At 58.0% G+C, this 26,217-nt stretch carries 25 protein-coding genes; 15 read left to right on the top strand and 10 right to left on the bottom strand.

Annotation, left to right across the window (positions count from 1 at the left end):
• The first annotated feature begins 65 nt into the window (after positions 1-65).
• From AC33YF_RS01245 to lpxB, 6 genes are all read left to right on the top strand, one after another.
• Positions 66-278 carry a hypothetical protein gene (locus tag AC33YF_RS01245; RefSeq protein ID WP_491775375.1) on the top strand — a complete coding sequence of 71 codons (213 nt, stop codon included), beginning with the start codon at positions 66-68 and terminating at the stop codon, positions 276-278.
• Positions 279-537: 259 nt separating this feature from the next.
• Complete coding sequence (locus tag AC33YF_RS01240) at positions 538-1,584, top strand: agmatine deiminase family protein (protein ID WP_491775374.1); 1,047 nt, start codon at positions 538-540, stop codon at positions 1,582-1,584.
• 34 nt (positions 1,585-1,618) lie between these two features.
• A complete protein-coding gene (gene aguB / locus AC33YF_RS01235; protein ID WP_491775373.1) occupies positions 1,619-2,476 on the top strand; it encodes an N-carbamoylputrescine amidase in 858 nt (285 codons plus the stop codon).
• Entirely contained in the window at positions 2,473-3,381 is a 909-nt protein-coding gene (locus tag AC33YF_RS01230) for a PhzF family phenazine biosynthesis protein (protein ID WP_491775372.1), read from the top strand. The genes aguB and AC33YF_RS01230 overlap by 4 nt, the downstream gene beginning before the upstream one ends.
• Positions 3,382-3,444: 63 nt before the next feature.
• On the top strand, positions 3,445-4,362 hold the full coding sequence (locus AC33YF_RS01225; RefSeq protein WP_491775371.1) for an aldose 1-epimerase: 918 nt from the start codon (positions 3,445-3,447) through the stop codon (positions 4,360-4,362).
• Between the two features lie 155 nt (positions 4,363-4,517).
• Positions 4,518-5,702: a lipid-A-disaccharide synthase gene (gene lpxB, locus AC33YF_RS01220; protein WP_491775370.1), complete on the top strand. Its 1,185-nt coding sequence runs from the start codon at positions 4,518-4,520 to the stop codon at positions 5,700-5,702.
• On the opposite strand, the gene AC33YF_RS01215 is transcribed toward lpxB, so the two are convergent.
• The gene (locus tag AC33YF_RS01215; protein WP_491775369.1) at positions 5,699-6,700 is read right to left on the bottom strand and encodes a Gfo/Idh/MocA family protein; all 1,002 of its coding nucleotides are present in this window, start codon (positions 6,698-6,700) and stop codon (positions 5,699-5,701) included. The two genes, lpxB and AC33YF_RS01215, sit on opposite strands and share 4 nt — an antisense overlap.
• 330 nt (positions 6,701-7,030) lie before the next feature.
• Between AC33YF_RS01215 and AC33YF_RS01210 the strand changes: the two genes are divergently transcribed.
• Positions 7,031-8,188, top strand: a complete 1,158-nt coding sequence (locus tag AC33YF_RS01210) for an exo-beta-N-acetylmuramidase NamZ family protein (RefSeq protein ID WP_491775368.1) — start codon at positions 7,031-7,033, stop codon at positions 8,186-8,188.
• On the opposite strand, the gene AC33YF_RS01205 is transcribed toward AC33YF_RS01210, so the two are convergent.
• From AC33YF_RS01205 to AC33YF_RS01190, 4 genes are all read right to left on the bottom strand, one after another.
• Positions 8,173-8,904, bottom strand: coding sequence for a vWA domain-containing protein (locus tag AC33YF_RS01205; protein ID WP_491775367.1), 732 nt, complete (start codon positions 8,902-8,904; stop codon positions 8,173-8,175). The genes AC33YF_RS01210 and AC33YF_RS01205 overlap by 16 nt on opposite strands.
• 51 nt (positions 8,905-8,955) lie before the next feature.
• Positions 8,956-9,705: a vWA domain-containing protein gene (locus AC33YF_RS01200; RefSeq protein WP_491775366.1), complete on the bottom strand. Its 750-nt coding sequence runs from the start codon at positions 9,703-9,705 to the stop codon at positions 8,956-8,958.
• A gap of 69 nt (positions 9,706-9,774) precedes the next feature.
• Positions 9,775-10,494 carry a vWA domain-containing protein gene (locus tag AC33YF_RS01195; RefSeq protein WP_491775365.1) on the bottom strand — a complete coding sequence of 240 codons (720 nt, stop codon included), beginning with the start codon at positions 10,492-10,494 and terminating at the stop codon, positions 9,775-9,777.
• A 56-nt stretch (positions 10,495-10,550) separates the two neighbouring features.
• Positions 10,551-11,084, bottom strand: coding sequence for an HdeD family acid-resistance protein (locus AC33YF_RS01190; RefSeq protein ID WP_491775364.1), 534 nt, complete (start codon positions 11,082-11,084; stop codon positions 10,551-10,553).
• Between the two features lie 231 nt (positions 11,085-11,315).
• Here AC33YF_RS01190 and fdhD point away from each other — a divergent pair, with 231 nt between their 5' ends.
• From fdhD to AC33YF_RS01175, 3 genes are all read left to right on the top strand, one after another.
• Entirely contained in the window at positions 11,316-12,146 is an 831-nt protein-coding gene (fdhD, locus tag AC33YF_RS01185) for a formate dehydrogenase accessory sulfurtransferase FdhD (RefSeq protein ID WP_491775363.1), read from the top strand.
• A 152-nt stretch (positions 12,147-12,298) separates the two neighbouring features.
• The gene (locus tag AC33YF_RS01180; RefSeq protein WP_491775362.1) at positions 12,299-12,853 is read left to right on the top strand and encodes a BPSL1445 family SYLF domain-containing lipoprotein; all 555 of its coding nucleotides are present in this window, start codon (positions 12,299-12,301) and stop codon (positions 12,851-12,853) included.
• A 124-nt stretch (positions 12,854-12,977) separates the two neighbouring features.
• Positions 12,978-13,301, top strand: coding sequence for a DUF2853 family protein (locus AC33YF_RS01175; RefSeq protein WP_491775361.1), 324 nt, complete (start codon positions 12,978-12,980; stop codon positions 13,299-13,301).
• Positions 13,302-13,731: 430 nt separating this feature from the next.
• Here the strand turns inward: AC33YF_RS01175 and aroQ are convergent, their stop codons facing one another.
• Complete coding sequence (gene aroQ, locus AC33YF_RS01170; RefSeq protein ID WP_491775360.1) at positions 13,732-14,265, bottom strand: gamma subclass chorismate mutase AroQ; 534 nt, start codon at positions 14,263-14,265, stop codon at positions 13,732-13,734.
• 114 nt (positions 14,266-14,379) lie between these two features.
• Here aroQ and ampH point away from each other — a divergent pair, with 114 nt between their 5' ends.
• From ampH to AC33YF_RS01150, 4 genes are all read left to right on the top strand, one after another.
• On the top strand, positions 14,380-15,549 hold the full coding sequence (gene ampH / locus AC33YF_RS01165) for a D-alanyl-D-alanine-carboxypeptidase/endopeptidase AmpH (protein ID WP_491775359.1): 1,170 nt from the start codon (positions 14,380-14,382) through the stop codon (positions 15,547-15,549).
• Positions 15,550-15,772: 223 nt separating this feature from the next.
• Positions 15,773-16,759, top strand: a complete 987-nt coding sequence (locus AC33YF_RS01160) for a glutathione S-transferase family protein (protein ID WP_491775358.1) — start codon at positions 15,773-15,775, stop codon at positions 16,757-16,759.
• 165 nt (positions 16,760-16,924) lie between these two features.
• Positions 16,925-18,898: a thiamine pyrophosphate-dependent enzyme gene (locus AC33YF_RS01155; RefSeq protein WP_491775357.1), complete on the top strand. Its 1,974-nt coding sequence runs from the start codon at positions 16,925-16,927 to the stop codon at positions 18,896-18,898.
• Between the two features lie 100 nt (positions 18,899-18,998).
• Complete coding sequence (locus AC33YF_RS01150) at positions 18,999-19,790, top strand: hypothetical protein (RefSeq protein ID WP_491775356.1); 792 nt, start codon at positions 18,999-19,001, stop codon at positions 19,788-19,790.
• 18 nt (positions 19,791-19,808) lie between these two features.
• Here the strand turns inward: AC33YF_RS01150 and AC33YF_RS01145 are convergent, their stop codons facing one another.
• Positions 19,809-20,573 carry a DUF1826 domain-containing protein gene (locus AC33YF_RS01145; protein ID WP_491775355.1) on the bottom strand — a complete coding sequence of 255 codons (765 nt, stop codon included), beginning with the start codon at positions 20,571-20,573 and terminating at the stop codon, positions 19,809-19,811.
• A gap of 225 nt (positions 20,574-20,798) precedes the next feature.
• Here AC33YF_RS01145 and AC33YF_RS01140 point away from each other — a divergent pair, with 225 nt between their 5' ends.
• Positions 20,799-21,143 carry a hypothetical protein gene (locus AC33YF_RS01140; RefSeq protein WP_491775354.1) on the top strand — a complete coding sequence of 115 codons (345 nt, stop codon included), beginning with the start codon at positions 20,799-20,801 and terminating at the stop codon, positions 21,141-21,143.
• A gap of 40 nt (positions 21,144-21,183) precedes the next feature.
• Here the strand turns inward: AC33YF_RS01140 and AC33YF_RS01135 are convergent, their stop codons facing one another.
• The 3 genes from AC33YF_RS01135 to AC33YF_RS01125 all read right to left on the bottom strand — a co-directional run bounded on the left by AC33YF_RS01135 (position 21,184) and on the right by AC33YF_RS01125 (position 26,193).
• The gene (locus tag AC33YF_RS01135) at positions 21,184-21,687 is read right to left on the bottom strand and encodes a cupin domain-containing protein (protein ID WP_491775353.1); all 504 of its coding nucleotides are present in this window, start codon (positions 21,685-21,687) and stop codon (positions 21,184-21,186) included.
• A 196-nt stretch (positions 21,688-21,883) separates the two neighbouring features.
• Positions 21,884-22,150 (bottom strand): GlsB/YeaQ/YmgE family stress response membrane protein, encoded by a 267-nt coding sequence (locus tag AC33YF_RS01130; protein ID WP_491775352.1) that lies wholly within the window; start codon positions 22,148-22,150, stop codon positions 21,884-21,886.
• A 191-nt stretch (positions 22,151-22,341) separates the two neighbouring features.
• Entirely contained in the window at positions 22,342-26,193 is a 3,852-nt protein-coding gene (locus tag AC33YF_RS01125) for a response regulator (RefSeq protein WP_491775351.1), read from the bottom strand.
• Between the last annotated feature and the right edge of the window lie 24 nt (positions 26,194-26,217).

The raw sequence follows: 26,217 nt of genomic DNA, 5'->3' as shown, positions 1-26,217 counted from the left end.
TGAAATCGTCTCCGACGCATAAATGAGCGGAGCGCATCTTGAGGACGGCGCATTTGGAGGCGGGTATGGCACTCCCCAAGATTGTCGTTCGCGGCAAGCCGGTAATTCTGCTTAGCGGCTACAATAAAGACGACTTAAAGCGCAGCAGTGAGGCGCACCAGTTCAGCGATCGCGAGATGAAGGTGGACGCTGAGGATCAGCTCGTGTTGGCAGCTCAGAAGAACCCGGATGCAGTGGCGTTTGGTTATGTCGCTGGCGTTTGGGTCGCTGCGGCCTAAGGGTCGCCGAAGCGAACACTATCACGGCGCTTGGTGCACACGTGCCCATGCGCCCTCCGCAGCCTAGAGCTGACGAAAGCCGCATCGAACACATCGCCGACAACCCACTGCTGCGCCTGAACTCTCCGCTTGCTCACCAAATCCTCCTGCCCGCAGCATCGCGCCCAGTATCCGCCGCACCAGGGTATGTGGGCACCCACGAAAACGGTGTAGCGAACTCCTTTTCAGATCTTCTTTCCAGCGAGTATTGCGACACACGATGAAGGGTAGGCCTCCGGCTCATGTGCGCCTTTTCCCCGAATGGGCGCCTCAGCGAGCACTGTGGACGGCCTGGCCAGCGTCGTCGAAAGAGTGGAACGGCGACCTCGAATCCCCGCGCCGCGACGTCGCAGCGCTCGTTCGGGCGCTCGCGCCCAACAACCGAATTCGCGTTCTTGTCAGCAGCTCCGAAGCACGGCAGTCGGCAGCGAGCGCCGTCGGAGATGTCGCTGAGCTCGTTCCCTTGGCATACGGTGACATATGGCTCCGTGACACCAGTCCCCTCTTCGCCACCGACCTGAACGGACCCTGTGGACTTCGTTTCCGCAACAATGGATGGGGAGGTAAATTCCTTCTGCCCGGCGACGAGGCCGTCGGCGACGGGCTCGCTGCGCTCGCGGGCGTTCCCACGCGCCGGTTCAAGTTCGTATTGGAAGGCGGCGCTATCGACCACGATGGAGCCGGCACGATTCTCGCAACGCGGCAGACTCTTCTCAACAAAAACCGGAACGGCTGGTCGCAAGCAGAGGCAGAAGACTTGCTGCGCGCCGCTCTGGGTGCGCGCAAGATTCTCTGGATCGATGTGGGGCTCGCCAGCGACCACACTGACGGCCATGTCGACAACGTTGCAAGATTTGTGGGGCCCGGCCGGATCGTTATCCAAGAACCGGTCGAACCAGACGACCCGAACGCTGAAGTGTTCGCGGCGGTCGCTGAAAATTTAACCGGTGCGACAGACGCATTGGGGCGAGAGATCGATATTGTCTCGATCCCAAGTCCTGGGCGTTTCCTCAACGCCGATGGAGAGGTAGCACCCGCCTCGCACCTTAACTTTGTCATTGCAAATGGCATTGTGGCCGTGCCGGTGTTTGGCACAAGGTCACAAGCCGATGCACTCAAGCGCTTGCAAGCCGTATTTCCGGACCGCAAAGTTGTTGGTCTGTCAGCCTCAAGTCTCTTGGGAGCCGGCGACGCCGGTGGGGGCGCATTCCATTGCATCACCCGCGAGGAACCTGACTACGCTCGCGGGCGGCTCTTCGCCAAGTGAGAGACCCAACAGGTCAGAAAAGTCGGAACAGGTCATGGCTCGCGAGGTAACGGTTGCTGCGGTTCAAACCGCGTTAGGTCACGATATGGCCACCAATATCGAACGGATCGTGGCCTTGATCCGTGAGGCGGCCAGCCAGGGTGCGCACGTCGTGGTCGTGCCCGAACTTCTCCAAGGGATCTACTTCCCCACGCGCCAGGACCCCAAATGGTTCGAGACCGCTTATGCCGTAGACGAGCACCCTTGCGTACGCGTTCTTAGCGGCCTCGCGAGGGAACTGAAGGTCGTGATACCGATCTCCTTTTTCGAGAAGCATGGCCCGCACTTCTACAACAGCGTCGCCATCGCCGATGCGGACGGCACTCTCTTGGGTGTTTACCGCAAGAGCCACATTCCCGACGGACCTGGCTACCATGAGAAGTATTACTTCCGTCCCGGCGATACCGGATTCAAGGCCTGGCGCACGAAATACGGCACGATGGGTGTCGGCATTTGCTGGGATCAGTGGTACCCAGAGGCAGCGCGGGCTATGGCACTCCAGGGCGCAGAGTTTCTTGTTTACCCCACCGCAATAGGCACAGAACCGTATGACTCCTCACTCGACACCCGTGCACGTTGGCAACGTGTCATGCAGGGACACGCGGTCGCTAACGCTATCCCCGTCGTTGCCGCAAATCGGATAGGTGAGGAAAACAATGACGGTGTTCACCAACGCTATTACGGCCACTCCTTCGCCGCTGATCACACGGGGGAGATCGTCGCAAGTATGGATGAGAATGCCGAGGGCGCGATCTTTGGACGTTTTGATCTCGACGAAATCTCAGCCTATCGCGCCGACTGGGGGTTCTTCAGAGACCGCCGCACGGATCTATATGGTGCAGCGCTGACATGACGCTGCTTCGGTATAACACTGTCGATGTCTTCGCCGAGCGTCAGTTTGGCGGCAACCCGCTAGCTGTCGTTCAGGGTGCTGATACGTTGACAACGGAGCAAATGCAGAGTGTGGCTGCCGAGTTCAATCTCTCGGAGACCACCTTCGTGCTTCGCCCGCGAGACCCCGCCAACACCGCCCGCATCCGAATCTTCACGCCCCGCGCGGAGTTACCTTTTGCCGGCCATCCGAACGTCGGTACCGCTTATGTACTTGCATCCGAGGCAGCGCGCCGGGGACGCGCCTATGCAAACGATACGCTCGTCTTCGAGGAGCTGAGTGGATTGGTGAATGTCAATGTGCTGCGGAACGGCGGGAGTATTGTTGGAGCCCAAGTCGCGGCTCCTCAGCCGCTGATGGTGGGTTCGGGTGTGGCACCCGGTATTGTTGCGGACCTTTGTGGGCTCTCCACACAGGCCATCGAGCAGAGGCGCCACCTCCCATTGATCGCGAGCGCTGGCAATCCGTTTCTGTTCGCCCAACTCAAGGACCGGACCGCGCTAAGCGCCGCGACGCCGAACGTATCTGCCTTCTCGGCGCATCTTCCTCGTGACTCGGCTGCCGGTCTTTTCCTCTATGTCCGAGAGCCCAAAAGCGACCCGCCTATACAGGCGCGAATGTTCGCGCCACTTCACGGCATACCCGAGGATCCCGCCACTGGCTCGGCGAATGTGGCCTTGATCGGCCTGTTGGCGCATCTCAACAGAAAGCCCGACTTGGTCTTCAAAGCGCGGATCGGTCAAGGGGTCGACATGGGGCGTCCAAGTTTAGTGGAAGCCATCGCGGCCAAGCGCAACGGGGTTGTCACAGCAACGAAGGTCGGGGGCCGGTGTATCCCGGTAATGAGTGGTACACTGACGATGTGACAAGTCCCACAAGCGGTCCGCGTGAGGGTCGGCTTCGGCGGCGCCTAAACGGAGATGTACGTGATGACGAACCCTGTTCCTAACTTGCTCGCTGACAGCAGAGCGACGCGTATCTTTGCAGGAGACACCGATGCAATCTTACTACCCAGCTACGGGATGATCGGCGTTTCGCTGAAAAAGAACGGCATCGAGGCACTACGTCGTATCGACAACCTCATCGTTGCCGCAGCCGGCAATCGTACCGTCGGAATTCCCTTCCTTTTTCCTTTTGCCAACCGCCTCGCAGACTTTCGATACGAGGTCGCGGGCCGCGGCGTTACACTGCCACCTCAGTCGCTCGTCCTGCGTTACGACGCAAACGGGTTGCCCATGCATGGGCTGATGTGGCCTCATATGAAATGGGATGTTGTTGACACGTCGGAATCGGCTCTGGCCGCGGACTTCGAATGGTCTCATCCACAGGGCCTCGCTGTATTTCCGTACCCCTGCCGGTTGTCACTAAAAGCCAAAATCGCGCCGGGCAGTCTCGAAATCGAGACGTCGCTGACGGCGACTGGCGATATCGACGTACCAGTAAGCTTCGGGTTTCATCCCTATATCGGCCTAGAGGGAGATCGCAGGAACTGGCGTATTCACCTTCCGAAGATGCGTCACCTTAAGTTGGATGCGCGCCAAATCCCGACTGGCGAAGCAGAGCCCTATCCGGGCCTTGATGATGCGCTTGGAACGCAGAGTTTCGACGATGGCTTCGCCCTTCTAGAGCCGGAGGCCACACTGTCGATTTCATATGGCGGCCACGAGATCGCTGTGGACCTACTGGACGGATATACGCACACGCAAGTGTACGGCCCTCATGATCAGAACTTTATCGCCTTCGAGCCGATGACTGCGCCTACAAACGCGCTTATCAGCGAAGATGGCCTTCGCCTGGTGGCACCTGGCGATACGTTCAGGGCCAAGTTTCGCATTTGCTTGAGTTAGCATTCTCAACAGCCGCGGACCCTGAACGCGTTGCAAGCGCGGAATAGACGCAGCAAACTATTTGAAGAGGACGGTGGCGGGCACAACTTTTCCGAGACAACTCGACCCCAAGTGCCCTAAGTCCTACCTTCGCGCAACATGAACGAGGCGTTGGAATGAGCCGGCAGGAGCCGCGGGTCTTCATCATCGCGGGCGAACCCTCAGGAGACAATCTCGCGGGGCGTCTGATCGGCGCCCTACGGGAGATGACGGACGACCGCGTCAATATTTCCGGCATCGGCGGGCCCCAATGCGAGGCACAGGGACTAGAAAGCCTGTTTCCCATGCGCGAATTGGCGCTGATCGGCATTGCCGAAGTCGTCCCCCACCTGCCCCGCATCCTGAAGCGGATGAACCAGACCGCCGACAAAATCCGTGAGACGAAGCCAGACCTCGTTGTAACAGTTGATGCACCAAGCTTTACATTGCGCGTTGCCAAAAAGCTGCGCGGCTCTGGCATTCCCATCGTGCACTACGTGGCGCCACAAGCCTGGGCTTGGCGCGCCGGGCGGGCCAAGACGTTGGGACAACGCGTCGACCATCTGATGGCCTTGCTGCCCTTCGAGGTCGACTTCTTTGCCAAGCATGGGCTGCCTACCACCTATGTGGGACACCCCGCGATTGAGTCCGCGATGGCGGGAGACGGTAAATCATTCCGCGACGCCCATAGCATTGCTGATACGGCGCCGCTGCTTTGCGTGGTGCCGGGCAGTCGCAACAGCGAGGTGCGGCGCATGCTGCCGGTCTTCGCCAAGGCTGTAGCACTCTTATCGGAGCGCTATCGCGATCTACAAATTGTGATACCCGTCGCGCCAAATGTCGCGGAAACGGTCCGAGCGCAGACACGAGACTGGCCGCTGCCCGTCTTGCACGTAACGAACCCCGCTGAGCGATTTGATGCCTTCGCGGCAAGCGATGTTGCCATGGCGAAATCTGGCACCGTAACGCTCGAACTTGGTCTTGCTCGCGTTCCGATGGCAGTGGCGTATCGGGTCAGCGCCCTCACCGCCTTTATCGTGCGCCGGATGCCGATCGCGGTAAAATACGCCTCACTCGTCAACTTGCTGGCCGACCGCGAAGTTGTTCCGGAACTCCTGCAAGAGGAATGCACCGCGCCCGCCGTCGCAGAGAAGGTCGCGAACCTTCTCGGATCTCCCGAAGCGCGCGCAGCGCAGCAAGAAGGCTTCGCTGAGGTCTTGCAGGTTCTTGGCGATGTCGATCCACCACCCAGCAGGCGTGCCGCCAAAGTCGTGCTTGATCTTATAGCCAAAGGCTCAGCTGAGAATAAGCCTGGCAACTAGCTCTTAGCCGAGACCGTAACGGGCGATCCAGGCGCGAGCCACGCTTGCACCTTCTTGAGCTGTGCATCAATGCTCTCGTTGATCATCACGGCGACCCGCAGTGCCTCGGAACCGGCATAGCCGTCAACGAAGGGTTTCTTCCCAGTCCTAACGCAGTCCAGGAAGGAAGCGATCTCATTGCCAAGGCTGTCCTCTTGGGGGATATCCACTGTGTCGGTGGCAATGGCTCCCAGCCCCTCAGTCATCGGATCGCCGCGTAGGCTATAGCCGAAGATTTTGCGTTCGCCCAAATCGCAGTTGAGATATTGGCTGTGGGAGAAGACCCGCAAGCGACGCTCTGTCTTGTAGCTGATCCGGCTGGTCGTCACATTCGCTACGCAGCCGGATTCGAAATTGATCCGCGCATTGGCGATGTCAACTTTACGTCCCATGACGCCGGTACCAACCGCATCCACGCTGCTGACCGGCGAGCCAACCAGGCCGATGATCATATCGATATCGTGAATCATCAGGTCGAGTATGACGTCAACGTCGACCCCGCGCGCCTTCCACGGCGCGATGCGGTAGCTTTCAAGGTAGAGCGGGCGGTCGATTTTCTCCGAGATCACACGATAGGCAGCGGAGTAGCGCTCGATGTGGCCCACCTGCAGTATCGTGCCACGCTCCTCCGCCAGCTTTGTAAGAACCTGCGCCTGCTCGACTGTCTCCGTAATCGGTTTCTCAACATTGACATGAAGTCCGGCATCGATGAGATCGCGCGCCACGTCGAAATGGTAGGGCGTCGGCACCGCGACACTTGCCGCATCGACCTTACCGTAAATCTCCCGATGATCCGTCAAGGCTTCGGCACCGAATTCCTCGGCCATCGCTTTGGCCCGATCGGAGTCCGCATCCACCACAGCCACCAGATCTGCATTGGGGTTCTTGGTGTAATGATTTGCGTGGAACCGTCCAAAATACCCCGTGCCTACCACTGCGGTGCGAATCTTTTCCGCCATGCCCAATTCCTCTCAACGCTACAATCGTGCTGGGCGGTGGTTGCCCAGCCTGAACCTATGTCGCCCCGCTTTTCTCACTAAAGGCGTCTCTCTCCCCGCTTTTTGTCGCAAAACGCGCCCCGTCGCCAGCCCCAACGACAGCCACTTGACCAAGGCCTGATAAATGGGGCGTGGAAAGATCGGGAGACTCCGGGTAAGTCCTTGGCGATGCTCAGCGATAGGTCCGGCTCGGATTGGCCGGACTGTTAGCACTTTGGGGGATGAAAAATGCCGGAAAGCCGGATTTTCGATGCGCAGCGGGGCCAGATCCCAGCAGGAGGGCTTTAGGCGATGTTGCTCGGTTCCGAACGACTGCTCGCCTCAGATCGGCTTGTCGGGCTCAAAGTCGGAATTTTGGCCAATCCAGCCTCGGTCGATCATTGCTACCGACACATCGTCGATATGCTTGCAAACTCAGACACCTTTGAGCTTGCGGCGATCTTTGGTCCCCAGCACGGGTTCAACTCCGACCTACAAGACAACATGATCGAGACGCCGCATACGACCGACCCAAAGCGAGGTGTCCCGATCTTTTCTCTCTATAGCGAAACCCGCGAGCCGACGAAGGATATGCTCGATCTGATCGATGTGCTCGTGATCGACCTACAGGACGTGGGTTCGCGTATCTATACCTTCATCTACACCATGGCGAATTGCCTACGCGCGGCAGCTAAGACGGGGACGCCCGTGGTCGTGTGCGACCGTCCCAATCCGATTGGGGGATCGCAGATTGCGGGCCCGATGCTGGAACCCGGTTACGAGTCCTTTGTCGGACAGTTTCCTATTCCCATGCGCCACGGGATGACCGTGGCGGAACTCGCCAGATTGTTCAACGAGCAGTTTGAAATCGGCGCGCCTCTTGAGACCGTGACCATGGAAGGCTGGGCGCGCGAGACCTATTTCGACGAGACCGACGTGCCGTGGATAATGCCCTCGCCCAATATGCCGACTTTGGAGACGGCGATCGTGTACCCCGGAACCGTCCTATTCGAAGGCACGATGGTCTCAGAGGGACGCGGGACCACCCGGCCCTTCGAACTGATAGGCGCGCCGTATCTCGATGCAGATGCACTCGCCGCCCGCATGAACGCGCACGACTTCGAGGGCGTTTATTTCCGGCCTGTTGTGTTCGAACCAACTTTCCAAAAGCATGCCAAGACGCCCTGCGGTGGCTGCCAGCTCCACGTCACCGCCCGTGAAAAATTCGAGCCTGTCATCGTTGGCGCCGCGCTGATCCGCGAGTGCATGGGGCTCGCGCCCGATCGCTTCGCTTGGCGCGAGGGCCCCTACGAGTACGAGCATGAGAAAATGCCTATCGACATTCTCGCGGGGTCACCGCAATTGCGCGAACAAGTCGAGGCGCAGGTGCCCGTGGCCGAGATCGCCGCAAGCTGGACGAAGGGTGTGGCGGACTTCGAAGCCCTAAGGACACCCTATTTGCTGTACTGAACCGGTCGTGGGCGCCACAAGGACATCATTGGGCAGCTGAGTGTCTGCTCGAATGCCCTCGCCAAATCGTCTTCGCCTTGAACATTCAAATAAGTTCCGCCTGTTTTTTCGGCGAGACACTGAGCGTCCATAAAGCTCTGCGCCCCAAGCCAAAAGTCGGCCTGAAGACGAAAACCGATGACATGGACGGTCAAGCTTGGGTTTTCCGCGCTTAGCCTCCTGCCGAGCGCGCAGGGGTCACCGTTACACGTTTCCTCGCCATCCGTCAGAACGACAACCGTGCCAGGCTTATTGCGATACTCCAGGACCTCCGCGGCTTGCTCGACCGCTTTTGTCAGAGGTGTTTGACCCGCGGGACGGAGGTCGTTGACGACGCCCATGATGGGGTTTGCAGCGTTGGCTCTCGGCCGCAGATCAAGCGACACATTGCATTGGTCATATGGCCCAGGGCCATAGGTGATCAGACCAATTCTGCGAAACTGCGCGGCTCTCGGGAGAACACGACGCAACGCTCTCCGAACTTCGTCGATACGCAAGTTCGGGACCGTGCTGAATGTATCCAGGTTCCCCGACATGGACCCGGAGGCATCGAACACGATCATTGCGTCCTCAGTGCATGGCTTCCGCGTCTCGGCCGGGAGCCCAGGCGCGATGCCGGCCAAAATAATAGGCAGCGCCAGGGCGGCGCACCGAAGAAACGCGGGGACACTCTTCATGCCTCAGCTCCTGCCATCACGTTTGGAGGACGCAGACGAAGACAGTATCGCCTATGGGCGCTCGCTCCTAATTGTAGATGCATGCTGCTGAGAGACCGGCGGATCCAAGTAAGACATTATGGGGCAGCCAAGCGTCTTTTCGAAAGCACGGACCAATTCTTCCTGGCTGTTCGTTGCGATGTAGAGGCCGCCTGTCTCCCTGGCCAGACACTTTACGTCGAGTGCGCTCTGCGCAGCCGTCCAAAAGGCCGTCATTCGGAAGCCGATGACATGGACTGTCAGCTGGGCGCCATCTGATTTGAGCTTGTCGCCGAGATTGCAGGGCGCACCTCCGCAAGTCTCCTCGCCGTCAGTCAAAACCACGACAATTCCAGGCTTGGACTTGTAATCGAGAACCTCTGCTGCCTGCTCGACGGCATCCGTCATCGGAGTTTTCCCCGCCGGGTTGAGCCGATCGACCGTATCCAAGATCGGCTTGGCCGCATCCGTGGTCGGACGCAAGTCGAGATTGACGTTGCATTGCTGGTAAGGACCTGGGCCGTAGGTGATGAGCCCGATCTTCCGGAAATGCGTGACGCGCGGTAGCGCCGTGGCAAGCGCTTTGCGAACCTCGTCGATACGGCGGATCTTCGCGCCGATGCCCTCAGCGAGACTGCCCGCCATGGATCCCGATGCGTCGAAGACGATCATGGCGTCTTCGGTGCACGGCGCCATCTCTTCGGCCGCGACGCCTTTTGTCGACAATAGGCAGATGAGCGCAAGTGCAAGCCCGCAACGAACTATCCAACCAATCTGAGACATCGATACCACCCCACCTTGCCGGCAAATCACCCTACGGCAAACTAGGGGCGTAGTCCTAGCAACTTTGAGTTATCGATGGGAAGCTTGGGGCTCTAACGCCGACATCATTGGGCAGCCGAGCGTCTTCTGGAAGGCCTTCACGAGGTCCTCTTCGTTTTCCGCGGAGATATACACTCCGCCCGTCTCTTGTGCGAGGCACTTAACGTCCAACACGCTGGATTCGCCGATCCAAGTGAAGTTCTTCATTTGGAAGCCAATGACGTGGACGGTCAAATTGCTGCTGGTCGCCAGGAGTTTCTTTCCCAGGGCACAGGGATCGCCATCGCAAGTTTCTTCGCCATCCGTAAGCAGAACGACAACCCCAGGCTTCTTACGATGCTCAAGCACCTCAGCCGCTTGTTCCACTGCCTCGGTTAGCGGGGTTTTGCCTGCAGGATTCAGCCCCGAAACCGCGGTCATGATGGGGTCCGTAGCATCGGGAACGGGGCGTAGATCGAGCTGAACATTACATTGCCTGTACGGACCAGGACCGTAAGTAATCAATCCTACCTTGCGATATTGGGTTACGTTCGGCAGAACGCGCCCGAGCGCGCGACGCACTTCAAAAATGCGTGGTTTCTCCGTCATGATGCCCTGACCGAGGTTTCCGGCCATAGACCCTGACGCGTCGAACACGATCATGGCGTCTTCGGTGCACGGTGTTTTCTGGTCTTGGGCTATGACCGGCCCAGCCGACATCGCAAGAAAGAGGCCTGCGAGGAGGAATTTACTCGGCGACTGCAACTTCACACTCTCCTCCCCGCACGGCTCTCCCTACTCGAACCAATCGGTAGCCGCTAGCACTCCTACTCGCGGACCTTGAACCCATATACGATCAGGATCACGCCTTGGATCAGCAAGAGCGCTCCAAATACAAGCGGGACAGCGACGGCCGCCGGGATGGGTGCTCCCAGGAGAATTACGCCGATGATCAGGTTGATCAATCCGAATATGAACGAGCCGATGCCGCCGCCGGTGAATGCCCCAATTATCGCAATAATGCCCATCACGACGCCGAGGACGCCGAGCCACACAACAATCGCCGTGGGCAGCACAATGGCGGAGAAGATTGGGTGCCTGAGCACGATAATGCCGGCCAGAATGCCCAAAACACCGATGATCAGCGACCAGTACCAAGGCACTGTGTCGTCCACGAACACCCGCACAAGCTCAAGCACACCGACGAACAGCCAGTACAAACCGAGAAAAATTACCAGCGCTACCAGCGTTTCTGCGGGCCGGGTTATCAGCAAAAACCCAAAGATGATCGATGCGATCCCTTCGAGCAAAAATACCCACCAAATATCCGACTGACTCCTTAAGGCGGTCGTACTAGCCATTTCCTTGTCCTCCCTGACATCAGCTCGTTGCGGCGGGCAAAGGCCCGCCAGATGCGCGCATGACAATAGCAATTCTGCGTCGTCGGAGCCGCGCAGGGATGGAATATCCCAGAAATCAGCCGTTTTTCGCACACCGTCGTGACGTGGCGAAGGCTGTTATGGTCCACTATGTATTAAAGTGATTCTCGAGGGAGCCCCTCGCGCTCCCAGGTCAGAGCCCCGGAGCAAAGTATGCCGTCCCCTAGCGTCCGCGTCCCACGTTCGGTTTGGCGGTCGGAATCCGCCTCGGCTGGGATGACCGGCAGCCAACGAACAATTCCGGAAGAAACCGCGATCGCCTTCACGTTCAATACCGCTTCCTACGCGGTGATGATGGCGACGCCACAAGATCTCGAAGACTTCGCTGTCGGCTTCGCCCTGACAGAAGGAGTCGTGTCGTCCGCTGACGCCATTGACACTGTGGAGACTGTTTTCGAAGAGACGGGCATCGAGCTCCGCGTTTGGCTCAAAGCAAAGGACGCCGCAGAATTTCTCGGCCGCCGCCGCAAAATTGCGGGTCCAACCGGCTGTGGCCTTTGCGGCGTTGAGAGCCTAAACGAAGCGATGCGACCACCCCCGGCTGTTGGCGAGGGCCGGATTCTGACGCCGGAAGAAATTATGACTGCGGTCTCTTCGCTCGCCGCTCATCAAGAGCTCAACCGTGAAACGCGCGCGGTGCATGCGGCCGGCTTTTGGGAGCCGACACGAGGCCTGATTGCGGTGCGCGAAGATGTGGGGCGGCACAATGCCCTCGACAAACTCGCCGGTGCCAGTGTGCGCAATGGTGGCGACGCGGCGCAAGGGGTCGTCGTGCTAACCAGCCGTGTATCCGTTGAGATGGTTCAGAAGTCGGCAATGATCGGCGCGCCCGTGATTGTCGCAGTGTCGGCGCCTACTGCACTTGCCGTCCGTATGGCCGAGACATGCGGGATGACTCTGGCCGCCATCGCTCGCAAAGACGGGTTCGAAGTCTTTACGCACCCGCACCGTATCGTGGGCGCTTCGAAAAGCGACGTGGCTTAGCGGAGGCGACGTTACAGCCCGGGTCGCTGCGCGTGCTTACTAGGCAAAGGATCGGGTTCCACCTATCCCGCCCATTCTTGCCCCATACGGGGCGAAGCGCTGCCACAATACAGCCCTATAGCGCGACCCGGGGAACCCAAAGGAGCTGCGTGATGAAATCTCTGACAACAAGCCTGCTTGCCGCCTTTCTCGCATGTACCGCGTTGGTCTCTACGCCGTCGCTCGCCGAGGCCGCAACTGCGGAACAAATCGAAGACGACGTAAACGAAACGCTGCACAGCTTCGTCGATCAGATCGGCGGCGCCAGGGCGCTTGCCAACAAAGCCGTGGGAATCCTGGTTTTTCCATCGATCGTCAAAGCAGGTTTTGGCATTGGCGGGGAGTATGGCGAAGGCATGCTAATCGTCGATAAGAAGCCAGCCGGTTACTACAATATCGTCGGCGCTTCATTCGGATTTCAGCTCGGTGTCCAAGAGCGATCAGTCATCATCATGTTCATGACCCGCGATGCGCTCGATCAGTTCTATAGCCTTCAGGGCTTCAAGATCGGCGTGGACGCGTCCGTGGCGATCATCACGCTCGGAGCCGGCGGATCCATCGACACGGACAAGATCACACAGCCGGTGATCGGCTTCGTATTGGATCCCAAGGGCCTCATGTACAATTTGACGCTCGAAGGCTCGAAGATCACCAAAATCGACCGTTAAACCAGCGCAAAAGCCAGCATACTCTAACGTCGCTCTGCAATCGTCTTGTCATAAGCTGCCCCTACAGACGTAGGGAGCCGTCATGTGACATTTGAAGGTCGCCAAAAGCTGATGGGAGGAATTGATGACCGACACTGATTGGAGCGTAGACGTCAAGAAATATGTGCCGGATGCGGATGACACCGCAATCGATGGCATCATCCGCCACTGTGGCATAGCATTGCAGAGTCGGGATGCGTCGCTCGTATCTTTCACTGACAAGTCCGAGCTTGAACGCGTGCGTGAGAAGTTCCTCAAGAAGAAGCTCGGCCTCAGCATGTCCGACGACGAGCTCGATGGTGCGATCGCCAGCATCGGCGATAAGATGAAGGACGTTCGGAACAAGAACCGGGTTACGGTCTACTACATGCTCGCCGATCATTTCGGGAAGCTGTCCGACTTCGCCTAGCACGATCGCTTTGCTGTCTCACGCAGTTCCATTTCATTGCAGTTAGCGACGGCTAGAGCGCGCGGCGCGTTGGCCGTTCCTTCAACTGCATAGCGGGTTGGTTGCTATTGGCTGTTCGGGTTGGAGCGTTCGGGCTGGGGCGTCTGCGTGGGCGCCTGTTCCGTGCCCGGCGTTCCCAAGCGGAACGCTGACAGTGGCACTTCGACGGCACATCCCGCCATAGAAAAGGCGATAAGCCCGGCAAAGATTATGGGAGCGATTGTTTTCATTGTCGCATCAGTTTGGGTTCTCAAATCGGCACAAGAAACCACTTAGGTACGAATCTTCGCGAAACCAAGGCACGGTTCCCGAGAACCCAGCGTTCTGGTTAGGAAACTGTGAACATTTCCAGAGCCAATCGGCTCACCTGCTTGTCCGCAAAGGCACGTTCCTACGAACAGTCCGGACGATTCCCGACGATACCGCTGACGGCCTCAGCCCAAACTTTGGGGACGCCAGAGAACTCCGGCGGAATGGGCCTCAAAACGGCGATGGCCGGGCAAGTGTGCAATTGTGCTTGGCTCATTGCTACAACGGAAACGAGCTCGACCGAAAGCGCGCCAATCTTAGGCCGCAGTTCCCCGACGAGGTCGGGCACGTCGTCAATGGACCCGACCGACTGCTCCTCCCAACTTGCGAAATAGTACCATTGTATCATCTTGGCAGCATCCATCTGGGCAAGGATAAAGCGCCGCGCTGCCTCAGGCTTCAGTCCGGCCGCACGTGCTCGTGCTACCGCAACGTTCAGGACATTCGCTTCACGAACCGGATCGTCGATGGGAAGATCGTTGTTCCATTTGTAGGCAGCGACCTGCTCCATGAGTGCCAACCGCTCGATCAACAGCTTTCTAAGCAGCTGCACATCGCTTGTCGCGGCGGCGTCCGCGGCAACGAGTGGCAACAGGAAAATCAAGAATAAAGACAATGCCGAATGGCGCACTCGATCTGTCTCCGTCCTATGTGATGGCGCGCAGAAGCGGCTATAAGCACCTCTAAAGAACCGAAGTCCAATAGTAACAGCACCGAAGGCCCCAACGATATGTCCACCCACGCAGGAACCGCCTCCTTCCGTTTTCGGACTGCCCTTTTTGGTTTCCTTGGCTACACCCTTGCGACAGTCGCTTCTTCCCCGTCGGCGCTTGCGGATCCTCTACTCGAAGAGACGGTCGAATTCACCGGCACGGTCTTGTTCATACAAAGCAAGGTGCCGGGGCTTGTGATTGGCGCGGTTCGGAACGGCGAAACCGCCATATACGGCTTCGGCGAGCGCGTCGACGGCGGGGAGAAACCTGACGGTGACACCGTGCTGCGGATTGGGTCGATCACCAAAGCCTTCACAGGCCAGGTGCTTGCTGACCTCGCAGCCGATGGAAAAGTGTCTCTCACGCAAACGCTGGAGTCGCTCGCCCCCGAGTTCGGCAAAGGTAAGGATCCCAACACCTCACGGATTAGACTCATCGACATCGTGACGCATTCTGCCGGTTTACCCCGCGAAGTTCCGCATGAGCCGGGCCCTGAGGGCGATCCCTTCAGCCCGATCACAAGGGATGCCTTCTCGAATTGGCTCGGCGCAAACGAGCTTCTCTTTCCGCCTGGCACGGGCATTCTTTACTCGAATTTTGCTTTCGATCTTTTGGCCATCGGCCTTGCCGCAGCTGGGAAGACCCCCTACCCGCAACTGCTCAAGAAACGCATCACAGGACCGCTCGGCCTACGCGACACCGTGTTCGAATTGTCCGATGACCAACGGGACCGGCTGATGGAGGGCCATGGTTTCGACGGAAAGGCGCTTCGCAACGTGCCCACGGGAGACGTCATCGTAGGTTCTGGCGGCCTGTATTCGACGCCCAAAGACTTGCTGCGCTGGATGCAATGGCACCTGGACCGCTTTGATGAAAAGGATGCTGAGGTCAGGATGCTGGACCACGCGGCCTATCTTGTGCGCGACAATCTAAACCCTGTGTCTGGCATGGACGAATCCGGCCGCATGGACGCGATGGCGCTCGGCTGGGTTGTGATGATGCCTGACGGAGATCGCCCACTAATCCTTCAGAAGGCTGGGGGTCTCCAAGGGACGTTTTCCTACATCGCCTTTGCTCCAAACAGGGGCGTTGCAGCCTTTGTCGCGATCAACGAGTTTAATTTCGCAGCCGCCATGAATATGGCTGAAGTCTTGAACGAGATGATCGCCTCGCTCGCCCCGCGCTGAGGCGCATCAGGCACCGGCCTTTCTGCCAGCGCGTCAGCGTTTTCGGCATGTTCGGCGTGTTCTGAGCGACCCTCGGCGAACTACTCATTCGGCGGATGAGCCAAGGGGGCGGACCTACCCTTGAACTTCAAACGACTCGCACCACATTGATTTCTGTAACGCACGCTACAGTTTTCACGCCACCTGTTTGGTTGGCGGCGATCCCACGAGAGGTTGACTTGCTATGGGTTTACTAGTTGACGGCGTCTGGCAAGACGTTTGGTACAATACGAAGGAGCACGGCGGACGCTTCGTCCGATCCAAGGCGCAGTTTCGGAACTGGGTGACGGCCGATGGCTCACCAGGTCCAACAGGACGCGGCGGCTTCAAGGCCGAACCAGGCCGTTACCACCTCTTTGTCTCTTATGCCTGTCCTTGGGCACATCGAACGCTGCTATTTCGCTCGATCAAGGGTCTCGAGGATATGATCGACGTCTCGTTCGTCCATTGGTACATGGGCGACAAGGGCTGGACCTTCGAGCCAGACGATGCTGGCGTCGTTGGCGACCGCCTATTCGACTCGAAATATTTCTACGAGATCTACCTGAAGGCCGATTCTGAGTATTCGGGGCGCGTCACCGTGCCCGTACTATGGGACAAGAAGACGAACACGATCGTCTCAAACGAATCTTCGGAGATCATCCGCATGTTCAACAGCGCCTTCGACGGCGTCGGCGCGAAGCCCGGCGACTACTACCCGGAGGACCTCCGAGAGGAGATCGATGCGCTCAACGACCGCATCTACGACTGTGTGAACAACGGGGTGTACAAAGCCGGCTTTGCCACATCCCAAGAAGCTTACGAAGAGGCGCTGTACCCGCTGTTCGAGACTTTGGATTGGCTCGAAGAGCGCCTGCAGAAGCAGCGCTATTTGACGGGCGAACGGATCACCGAGGCCGACTGGCGCTTGTTCACGACTTTGATGCGCTTTGATGCCATTTATCACGGGCACTTCAAATGCAACTTGAAGCGCCTCGCGGACTATCCCGCGCTCTCGGCCTATGTGCGCGATCTCTATCAGCAACCTGGCGTAGCCAGCACGCTGAACTTCGAGCACAATCGGCGGCACTATTATGAGAGCCATGGCACGATCAATCCCACCGGCGTCGTAGCCGTCGGTCCGAAGCTCGACTTCGATACGCCTCATGAACGCGAAGCGCTCGCAGCTTAGGAAATCGTAGATCTTCATCCCGTCACGACGATGTGTAATGGAATCGTCGTGCCAGCCGATGAGGCTGCGGTATGTTGACGTCGGCGCACGTGAAACGATGCGCCCGCGCATGGGCGCATTGCGATACAGTGAGGCCGAATAAGACATAAGGCTGGGCATCAAGCTATGAGCGAAGCGGACTTGGAATGGGTAAAGGTTGGCCATGTGGACGACCTCCCGGAGGGGCGTGTCAAAACCGTCACGCCACGGAACATGTCGATTTGCCTCTCTCACTTCGATGGCCAATGGGCCGCCATGGACAACAAGTGCCCTCATCAAGGCGGCCCACTTGGCGAAGGATCTATCGAGACAGGGGTGGACGGACAGTGCTGGATCCGCTGCCCGTGGCACGGCTGGGACTTCCATCCACTCACTGGCGCTCCCCCTGGGGGACATAAAGATACGGGGCAGCAGCTCTACCCCTTGAAAATCCTGGATAGCGAGGTCTTTGTCGGGCTCAAGCCCGAGCCGGAGCACCAGCGCACGACCACGGACGTCATGGCCGAGACCATGGTCAATTGGGGCGTCAAAAGCGTGTTTGGCATGGTCGGCCACTCAAATCTCGGACTGGCAGATGCCATAAGACGGCGCGTATCGGATGGAGAGCTAAGGTATTTCGGAGTACGTCATGAAGGGGCGGCTGCGTTCGCAGCTTCTGCCTATGGCAAACTCACGGGGATGCCCGCAGCGTGTCTGACAATTGCAGGGCCCGGTGCAACCAACCTCTTGACGGGCATGTGGGATGCCAAAGTAGATCGCGCACCGGTACTGGCGTTGACGGGTCAGGTGCAAACACAAGTATTCGGCCCAGGCGCCTTCCAGGACATCGACCTCAAGTCTGCATTCGAGGCCGTTTCAAAATTCTCGCAACCGGTTTTGACAACATCGAACCACGCGGAACTGATGACGCTCGCCTGCAAGTCCGCGATTGTAGAGCGCGATGTCGCGCACCTGATCTTCCCCGACGATGTCCAGACAATACCGAGCGACGCCAAGGCTGGGAGCCCACAGGGCAGAATCGGTGAAGATGTTGTGGTTCCATCCGAAGACGCTTTGGAGGCCGCCAGCGACCTGATCCAGAATGCCAAGCGTCCCATTATCGTGATGGGGCATGGTGCTGTCAGCGCACGGAACGCCGTTATCGAACTTGCCGAGCGGCTGGGCGCACCGGTCATGACGACGTTCAAGGGAAAGGGCCTCATTGCGGACGATCATCCTAACGCGGCCGGCGTACTCGGACGATCTGGGACACCGATCGCCAGCTGGTTCATGAATGAGTCGGACCTGATCCTGTCGCTCGGCTCATCCTTTGCAAATCACACTGGAATCGATCGTTCCAAGCCAATCATTCAGGTCGATTTCGAGCGCATGCAGCTCGGCAAGTTTCACCCGGTGAAACTCCCGATATGGGGGGAAATCGGCGCCTTTTGCCGTGCCATATGCGAAAGATTGGACCCGCGGAGCGACGACCGCCAGGTCAGAGAGCTCACAGAGCGTTGGGCGATGTGGCGCGAAGAGAAACGGACGCGTCTTCGCGAAGAGCGTGGACAGGGCGTCTCCTCCGTCGCGTTGTTCGATGTCCTCTCAGAGTTGTGTCCTGCTGACGCGATCATTGCGGTCGATGTTGGCAACAACACCTACTCATTCGGACGCTATTTCGAAACAACCGGGCAACGCGTTCTCATGTCTGGTTATCTCGGATCGATTGGGTTTGCGCTGCCGGCAGCAATGGGCGCCTGGGCTGCGACCCAAGACGTCGCTGAATTCGCAGGGCGTAAAGTTGTCTCGATCTCCGGCGACGGCGGTTTCGGTCAGTACCCAATGGAATTCGCGACACTCGTAAAGTACGGGATGAACATCACGCATATCCTGCTCAACAACGCTGAGCTCGGCAAAATCTCGAAGGAGCAACGCGCCGGTGAATGGCCCGTCTGGGAGACCAATTTGCACAATCCGTCCTTCGCGGCCTATGCGCGATTGTGCGGCGGACACGGCGCCAAGGTCACCGAGACTGCTGATTTGAAAGAGGCGATTGCTACAGCGTTGAATGCAGACAAGCCTGCCCTCGTAGAGGTGATGACCGACGCGGAGCTGGTATAAGGGTTAGTTCTTAGTTCAGTCCTCTGAGGAGTGACCTTCAATGGACTTGGATAAAGATCTTCACGCGTGCGCGCCGTTGTCTCTTGTCGGAGCGCGGTGCATGACACACAAGGCCATTCAGCTCCTAACCTTGGCCGCGCGCTCGAACCTGGAGCCCGAAACCGACGATAGCCACTCCAGCCTCAGGTGGGACGCAACCTCAAAGCGTTTCTTGTCGCAGCCGATGCCTCATGATGATGGAGCAATGCTGATTGGTCTGTCGCTCAGCCCGCTTCGTCTCGATGTGGTCCAGGACGGCACAACGCGTGTGAAACTCGATATGGAAGCACAAACAACAGAAGGCGCTCTCCAGTGGCTGGACCGGCAACTGGGCCAGTCCGGACTGAATCCGGCATCAAAGGTCACCTTGCCATACGAGCTGCCCGAAGCGGTCGCCAAGTTGGATTTGTTCTCGGCGCAGACCGCCTCCGTGCAACTGACAGCTCTTGCGGCTTGGTTCGATCTCGCAAACACAGTTCTGTCCGACTTCGCGAAGAATTATGCGGATCTCGAGCCAGGCCCTAGTCCCGTTCGATGTTGGCCTCACCATTTCGACATTGCGACCTATGTCCAGCTTGAGGCCGGCAGCGCCGAGGCGGCGCGTGGTATTGGGATTGGTATGTCGCCCGGCGACGAGAGCTACGGGCAGCCCTACTTCTACGTGAACCCTTGGCCACACCTGGATCCAGCAGATCTTCCAGATCCGCCGCATCCGGGCCATTGGCACACGGACGGCTACGTGGGAGCCGTGGCGACAGCCGAACAGATCCTTACACTGGTCGATTTACCGGATGCCCTTTTGAGCTTCGTCGAGTCAGCGTTTGCTGTTGGTCGGGCAGGCTTGGAGGCCTAGCGCATCGGCCGCACTTTGCTAGCAGCCCGCCTCCGGGCCTCCGTCATCAATTACGAACAGCAACCGCGTCTCTCCGCCCTGCGATATTGGTGGCGAACGATGCACGATGCCGGACCCCTCGCCGGTTGGCCAAAGCTGCCCGCGAAATAGTCCGACATCCCCGGTCGCGAGCTCGTGGATGGGATCGGGGTTACCCTCGGTTCTAAACTGGCCATATTGCGTCCCACGTCCTCGATATGTGCAAAGCAAGCGTGCGGCGACATTATCGAGGTGGAATTTTCGGCACGCCTCGCTCCGAATGACATCGAAGCGCAGGCGAACGGTGTTCGTCTTCATGACACTGCAGAAGGAACGCACGAGCTTGCTTGCGTCCTCAAGCAGGTCTGGTCCAAAGCTGCTATCTCCCAGCCCCAGTCGCTGAACCTCGGTGCCCAATGCGCTGAGCGCGTGATCGGGATCCGTGGCCATACGCAGCTCTGGCAATTGTTCGGGACTGAGTTCCTCCAACCGATCTAGAAGCGGCCAGCGTGCTTTACGCTTCCATATCGAAGCAGCGCAGCCTGGGGACCAAATCTGGTCAAGAATGTCGAGCCGGTCGCCTTTGACAACCCGGTGCGGAGATCCCGGTTCTGCTGGAGTTGTCGTCACAACGACAACCTCCGGTTCCTGCATTTGTGGCTCGGCAGTCCTGTGGAAGCCGTGACCGTGCACAACTGGGTCTGTCGTGACGACGCGCAACTCTGCCTTCTTAGCGGACGCCCGTCCGCGGGCCTCTTGGTCCATGAAAAATTCCCGACTAGTATGTTATAATATATCACTGATATGTCGTTCCGCCTCAGCGCTGTCAAGCGAACGGATTACATCTTCGTAAGCTGCTGATCTTCGGCTGGTGCGTGCCCGTAGCTTAGACGTGCATCGCGGTGCCGCCTCCTCCTTCTACTCTCCACCGCGGTGGACTAGGCCCCGGCGCTTTCAGCGTCGGGGTTCCTCACGGCGAGGAGGACACGAATGGCGAAACATCTGGATGTACAAAGGTTTCTCAACTCCTTCGGCGGCTTCGAAGAGGAACTCAAGCCGATCGATGCGTGGGGTACCCTTTTGTCCACCTTGGAAGGCCTGCCTGTAGCAAACGATCTGCAGTCGTTGACGGGATCCCCGCTTCATCAATGGCTGGAGGAGGTGGCCAACGCGGTTGATCCGCTCGACTTGGTAGAAACACTCGACAGAGAGCTGCGACGGCGAGTTGGTTTAGCCGCAGCTATATCGCTCCCGGCCGATGAGCTCGTTATCTCGCTTTGCAAGAGCCTTGAAATCTTGGCCTGGACGCGCGGACGAGACGCCAGGTCGCATTGAGATTCGATGCGGCCAACAGCTTTCTAACCGGCAAAAGCATCTAATCCTCAGAAGCCCCATGCGTCGGGTACTCGATGACGTGCTCTTGTTCGTCTGGAGCGTTACGCGCAACAATCGCGATGGCAGGTTCTGTGTCGCTTAAGTTGCGCGGCTGATGGGGAACATCTGCCGGGATGAAGATAAAGTCTCCCGCTTCATTGACCACAGTCTTTTTGAGACCATCGCCGAAGCGCGTCTCAACACGCCCCTGGATCAGATAAACAGCGGACTCATAGCCTTTGTGAACGTGGGCTTTGGCGGTCGCGCCCGGCGGTATCACGACCTTCAACAAGGACAGACCCGTCGCGCCTGCTGTCTTGTCCGAGATTCCAGGGAAGATCGGGAGCTCTTGCTTCGACCCGGTTTGGTCGACACCACGGACCGTGACAATGTCGTTACCGTCTCGCTCGCCAATAATCTGGGGCTCTGCAACGGCCAACGTCACCGCACTGACAACAAGGATCGTAAAAACAAGCGAGGCAGTCATAAGACGTTTGGGACGCATCGATTCTTCCTTTCGTTCGACCTTGCGAACGCTACCTCGACAACGCCCATAGGCATAGATCCCGCGTCAATCGGCGCCTATCGCTGACACCAATTCACGACCCTCAAACTCTGCACGCCTCTGAGACCGGCAGGCTGGCGGCAAGCGAGCGTACAAGGCTTACGGTTTTGCTACCGCCCGGCCCACAGGTAACGGATCAGCCGATAAGCCGCTGAATCAGGTTGACCACGACCAACAGAACGATCGCACCGAGCGCGGCCGTGACAATCGCACCGATAACGCCACCGGCGATCGTTAAACGAAGGCCTAGACGTGGGAATAACCAGCCCGCGATAAAGGCGCCCGCTATACCGATGAGGATGTTCCAAAAAAAGCCGAAGCCCGAGCCTTCAACGATAACGCCAGCCAGCCAGCCAGCGACAGCACCGATCAGCAAGGTAATCAGCAAGCCAACTATGTCCATGATTCGCCTCCCCTGACGTATTGCCGAGTCGTTGCTCAGCGTCAGTCAGATTATCAGCACCGAGACGAGATTGCATCGCGTTGGCCGGCCGGGGCGAAGCACCTGTGGATGGTTTTGCGCAAGACCTCCAGGAAACGAGTGATCGGCGCTACTCGCTGACGTTAATCGTCGGAACCATGAGCGCGGGCATGTCAGGACTTGACGTCGCTCGCCGCGCAATCCTTTTCAAGACGTGCAACAATGTCGGTGAGACATCCAAGGGCCCGCTCAAAGTCGAACTCTCCAACAAGTTCACCAAGGTTCTCGATCTCCGTATCCGTGAGGGCCCCGGCGAGAGCCGGCCTCGCCTCGATCATGAAATCTGCCGCCTCTCCATCGTCGTTCTCCAGTAGACGCCGAAGTTCGTCGAGCGGCTTGAGAGCCATCGATGGGTCGAGACTGACCTTTCCGTTGCTGGATGCGCCTTCTTTGGGTAACGCCGCCTGAATGGCATCGACCGCCTTGGCAACACTGACCGCGAGTGCCGTCAGCGCTTCGTCGACACCTTGGCTTTCACGAATAGCAATCTCTGCTGCCGCAGCTTTTTCCGAAACGTCCATCGCGCCAAGCGTACCAGCGGCACCTTTAAGTGAGTGGGCCGTGCGCTCCGCCGTCGCCACATCCGACGAAGAGAGGGACTCGCGTATCTCGTCAACCACCTTGGCTTGCTTCTGGGCGAAGCGCTGCAAAAGGGACTCGTACCGACCCCGGTTGCCACCTGTACGCTTCAAGGCAGAGGCGACATCGATCTCGGCAATGTCCAAGGGACGCTCATCTTTAGGCGGTACCGCAGGTTTCTCACGCTCGCGGGCTTGCACCCTTGGGGCTCCTTCGCCCGTGCTCGAGTGTCTGATCCAGCGCACCAGCGCACCGAGAAGGTGGTCGGGATCGATTGGCTTGGTGACATGGTCGTTCATCCCTGCCTCAAGACATCGATCGCGGTCAGCCGCCATCGCGGCAGCTGTCATCGCAATAATCGGCAAGGTCTGGAACTGCGGTTCGGACCGAATAACTTTGGTTGCCTCGATGCCGTCCATTACGGGCATCTGCATGTCCATCAAGACGGCGTCATACTCGTTCTCGCGAACCATTCGGATGGCCTCGGCGCCGTTCTCCGCCAAGTCCACAAAGAGCTCAGCATCTTCAAGCTGGCCCATCGCCACTTCCTGATTAATCTCGTTGTCTTCGACCAGCAATATGCGTGAACCGCGAATTGAGCTGGAGTCAAAGAACCTGACGGCGTCCTCTGCTTCGTCCGTCTCGACATCTGCGCCAAGTGCATCAGCCGTGGTATCGAACAGGATCGAAGACGTCACCGGCTTGATCAAAACGTTCTCGAATCCGCTCTTTTCCGCTTGTCTCAGCACATCCTCGCGACCGTACGCAGTGACCATGACCAAGTGCGGCACCTTCTCGACACCGGCCGCAGCAAGAATACGCTTACCGGTCTCAACGCCATCGAGCCCAGGCATTTGCCAGTCGACAAAAGCGATGTCGTAGAAGCTCCCACCGTTGGCGAGCTGCTTGACCATCTCGATGGCTTCCTCGCCTGACGGAGCTTCGTCGACGCCAAAACCCATATGCCCGAGCATGCCGGCCAGAACATTTCTCGCATGCGAATTATCATCGATCACCAAGGCTCGGCGTCCTCGCAGATCAGACTGCAACACGCGCCGCCTTGGCACTGCTGACGCTTTCTCAAGACGCGCCGTAAATCGGAATGTGCTCCCCTTCCCGGGTTCACTAGTGACACCGACATCCCCACCCATCAGCTCAGCCAACCGTTTTGAGATTGCCAGACCCAGCCCGGTGCCGCCGAACTTGCGCGTATGCGACGTGTCTGCCTGCTCGAAGGCCTGAAACAATTTTCCGATCTGCTGCCTTGTCAGACCGATACCGGTATCTCTGACCGAGAAGGCAATGCGCTGACTTTTGGCATCGTCCTCCAACATCTCCGCGCGAACCACCACCTCACCTCGCTCAGTGAACTTTACGGCGTTGTTGCAGAAGTTAATCAGTATCTGCCCCAGCCGAAGCGGATCGCCTTTAAGGTGTCGACAGACTGCCGGATCAATATCAAAGATGAGTTCTAGTCCCTTCGCCGACGCCTTCTCTGAAATCAGATTTCCTACATTCTCGAGCACCTTATCCAGATCGAAGTCGATATTCTCAACCTCTAACTTGCCCGCCTCGACCTTCGAGAAGTCCAGAATGTCGTTCAAGATGCCGAGCAGGTGTTCACCCGAGTTCTTAATTTTGGTGACGTAGTCACGTTGTCTAGGCTGCAGGTCGGTCTTCAATGCAAGGTGTGATAGACCGATGACGGCATTCATCGGTGTACGGATTTCGTGGCTCATATTCGCGAGGAACGAACTCTTGGCTTCACTTGCCTCCTGAGCCGCTTCAGCGGCCTTCTGCAATTCAACCTTCGCCTCCTCTAGCGCTCGCTCAGCCTTCTTTCGTACGTCAATGTTATTCCACGAACCGACAACTTCATGTGGCTCGTCGTCATTGTCCGGATCCCGTATCAAATGCTGTTCGTCGCTCACCCAGCAATACGAGCCGTCCTTCTTGAGAAAGCGGTACTCAGAAATGTTCTGTCCTGTCTCAAACAACTTACTTTGCTGAGCCTCTACCCGATCGTAGTCATCCGGATGAACGTGCTGACGCCAAAAGGATGCGTCTTTCATGTACTCATCAACATCGTATCCGAGCATCGAGCCTAGGTTCTCGGAAACGAATGTGGGGGCGTAATCACCGCGTGCCTTAAAGCTATAAATGACGGCGGGAGAGTGCTTAAGCAAAGTAGAGATTCGGGTCCGCGCCGTTTTTTCTGCGGCTTCAGCCACCTCTGCTTTCTTGCTATCGGCTAGCTCACCCAGCATTTGATTGAACGATGACGCAAGCTGCCCGATCTCGTCCTTGCCTTCATAGTTTATGCGCTGACCATAATCCGACGTCTTGCCGACTTTCTCAGCGATCAATTGGAGTTTAGTCAGTGGTCCGACGATATGGCGATAGGTCAAAAAGGCCAGCAAAATGCTCAAAAGAGCGAGGCCGCCTGTGATCAGCAGACTAGCGATAAGTCGTTCGAATAAATTGTCGACCCGCGCCTGAAGGACGTCTCTCAGCGCTGTTTGGCCGCTCGTCCAAGCTCCTAATGCGCTGTAGACGACCTCTCGGTACCTTTCATCGTCGATCTCCGCGTCCCAGAGGGCAGGATCTTTCACGCCCCGCGTCAAATGACCGACATAAGTGGAGGCGCCGTTGAGCATCCTGCTCATATTTCGCTTGAGGTCTGCCGGGAGCGACTTGCCTTCGCTCGCCTCATAGACGGACTCAAGGTCCTTGGCGATCTGGTCGCTCGTCGATTTGGCCATGCCGGCCAGCGTCAGAAGCTGCGCAGATTCCTCAAGGTTCGGACGATTTTCGGCGGCATCTGCCACAGCTTGCGCCTCACCGATTTGCCCTAGCAACATTGGAATCTGTCTGACAACTGTGTCTTGCAAATAGTAGCTATCAAGATCGGGATCGAGCGCGAGGTTGGACTCATTACCAACCTGTGTTGTCAGCGCTTGAGCACGGACCAGTGTTTCATGAATGCGGCTCGCATAGCTCTCTTCGCGGGAGCTGTCGGACCAGAGCAACCGGAGCGACTCGTTGAGCGACCTTACGAATGGCGCGGTGCCGAGATCGAGGCCTCCGACTGATTTCCGGGAAGTCGCAGAGGCTCCCACTTCGCGTTCCGCCGCGGCGAGCGTTGCCTGTGCATCTCGAAGAGATGTTCTCGCACCGCCCGCGCTTTGATCGCTCGGCGCTGTCAATATGATGCTGTAAAGATTTCTTATCTTCTCAAGGTAGGTGACCCCGGCGATTTCCTTATTTGAGAATTCGATCGCACGTTGCTTCTCAGCAACAAGACTGTAGATCGCAACCAAAATTGCGACCACGAAGGAGCCTGTGAGCAAGGCGAGCTTTGTGCTGGTTTTTAGGTCTTTGAACATTGTCGGCCAGACGATAGAGGCTTT

The organism is Methyloceanibacter sp., from assembly GCF_058506495.1.
Note: the sequence above shows the minus strand (reverse complement) of the source record. Positions and strands in the feature narration are given on the sequence as shown.

Excerpts from the sequence above, each read along its gene's own strand:
- AC33YF_RS01240 (WP_491775374.1), top strand. The coding sequence starts at position 538 with ATGAAGGGTAGGCCTCCGGCTCATGTGCGCCTTTTCCCCGAATGGGCG.
- AC33YF_RS01215 (WP_491775369.1), bottom strand. The coding sequence starts at position 6,700 with ATGGCGGAAAAGATTCGCACCGCAGTGGTAGGCACGGGGTATTTTGGA.
- AC33YF_RS01145 (WP_491775355.1), bottom strand. The coding sequence starts at position 20,573 with ATGGACCAAGAGGCCCGCGGACGGGCGTCCGCTAAGAAGGCAGAGTTG.
- AC33YF_RS01245 (WP_491775375.1), top strand. The coding sequence starts at position 66 with ATGGCACTCCCCAAGATTGTCGTTCGCGGCAAGCCGGTAATTCTGCTT.
- AC33YF_RS01135 (WP_491775353.1), bottom strand. The coding sequence starts at position 21,687 with ATGCGTCCCAAACGTCTTATGACTGCCTCGCTTGTTTTTACGATCCTT.
- AC33YF_RS01190 (WP_491775364.1), bottom strand. The coding sequence starts at position 11,084 with ATGGCTAGTACGACCGCCTTAAGGAGTCAGTCGGATATTTGGTGGGTA.
- AC33YF_RS01160 (WP_491775358.1), top strand. The coding sequence starts at position 15,773 with ATGGGTTTACTAGTTGACGGCGTCTGGCAAGACGTTTGGTACAATACG.
- AC33YF_RS01125 (WP_491775351.1), bottom strand. The coding sequence starts at position 26,193 with ATGTTCAAAGACCTAAAAACCAGCACAAAGCTCGCCTTGCTCACAGGC.
- AC33YF_RS01150 (WP_491775356.1), top strand. The coding sequence starts at position 18,999 with ATGACACACAAGGCCATTCAGCTCCTAACCTTGGCCGCGCGCTCGAAC.
- AC33YF_RS01230 (WP_491775372.1), top strand. The coding sequence starts at position 2,473 with ATGACGCTGCTTCGGTATAACACTGTCGATGTCTTCGCCGAGCGTCAG.
- AC33YF_RS01175 (WP_491775361.1), top strand. The coding sequence starts at position 12,978 with ATGACCGACACTGATTGGAGCGTAGACGTCAAGAAATATGTGCCGGAT.
- lpxB (WP_491775370.1), top strand. The coding sequence starts at position 4,518 with ATGAGCCGGCAGGAGCCGCGGGTCTTCATCATCGCGGGCGAACCCTCA.
- AC33YF_RS01140 (WP_491775354.1), top strand. The coding sequence starts at position 20,799 with ATGGCGAAACATCTGGATGTACAAAGGTTTCTCAACTCCTTCGGCGGC.
- AC33YF_RS01200 (WP_491775366.1), bottom strand. The coding sequence starts at position 9,705 with ATGTCTCAGATTGGTTGGATAGTTCGTTGCGGGCTTGCACTTGCGCTC.
- AC33YF_RS01225 (WP_491775371.1), top strand. The coding sequence starts at position 3,445 with ATGACGAACCCTGTTCCTAACTTGCTCGCTGACAGCAGAGCGACGCGT.
- AC33YF_RS01130 (WP_491775352.1), bottom strand. The coding sequence starts at position 22,150 with ATGGACATAGTTGGCTTGCTGATTACCTTGCTGATCGGTGCTGTCGCT.
- AC33YF_RS01210 (WP_491775368.1), top strand. The coding sequence starts at position 7,031 with ATGTTGCTCGGTTCCGAACGACTGCTCGCCTCAGATCGGCTTGTCGGG.
- aguB (WP_491775373.1), top strand. The coding sequence starts at position 1,619 with ATGGCTCGCGAGGTAACGGTTGCTGCGGTTCAAACCGCGTTAGGTCAC.
- ampH (WP_491775359.1), top strand. The coding sequence starts at position 14,380 with ATGTCCACCCACGCAGGAACCGCCTCCTTCCGTTTTCGGACTGCCCTT.
- AC33YF_RS01180 (WP_491775362.1), top strand. The coding sequence starts at position 12,299 with ATGAAATCTCTGACAACAAGCCTGCTTGCCGCCTTTCTCGCATGTACC.
- AC33YF_RS01155 (WP_491775357.1), top strand. The coding sequence starts at position 16,925 with ATGAGCGAAGCGGACTTGGAATGGGTAAAGGTTGGCCATGTGGACGAC.
- fdhD (WP_491775363.1), top strand. The coding sequence starts at position 11,316 with ATGCCGTCCCCTAGCGTCCGCGTCCCACGTTCGGTTTGGCGGTCGGAA.
- AC33YF_RS01205 (WP_491775367.1), bottom strand. The coding sequence starts at position 8,904 with ATGAAGAGTGTCCCCGCGTTTCTTCGGTGCGCCGCCCTGGCGCTGCCT.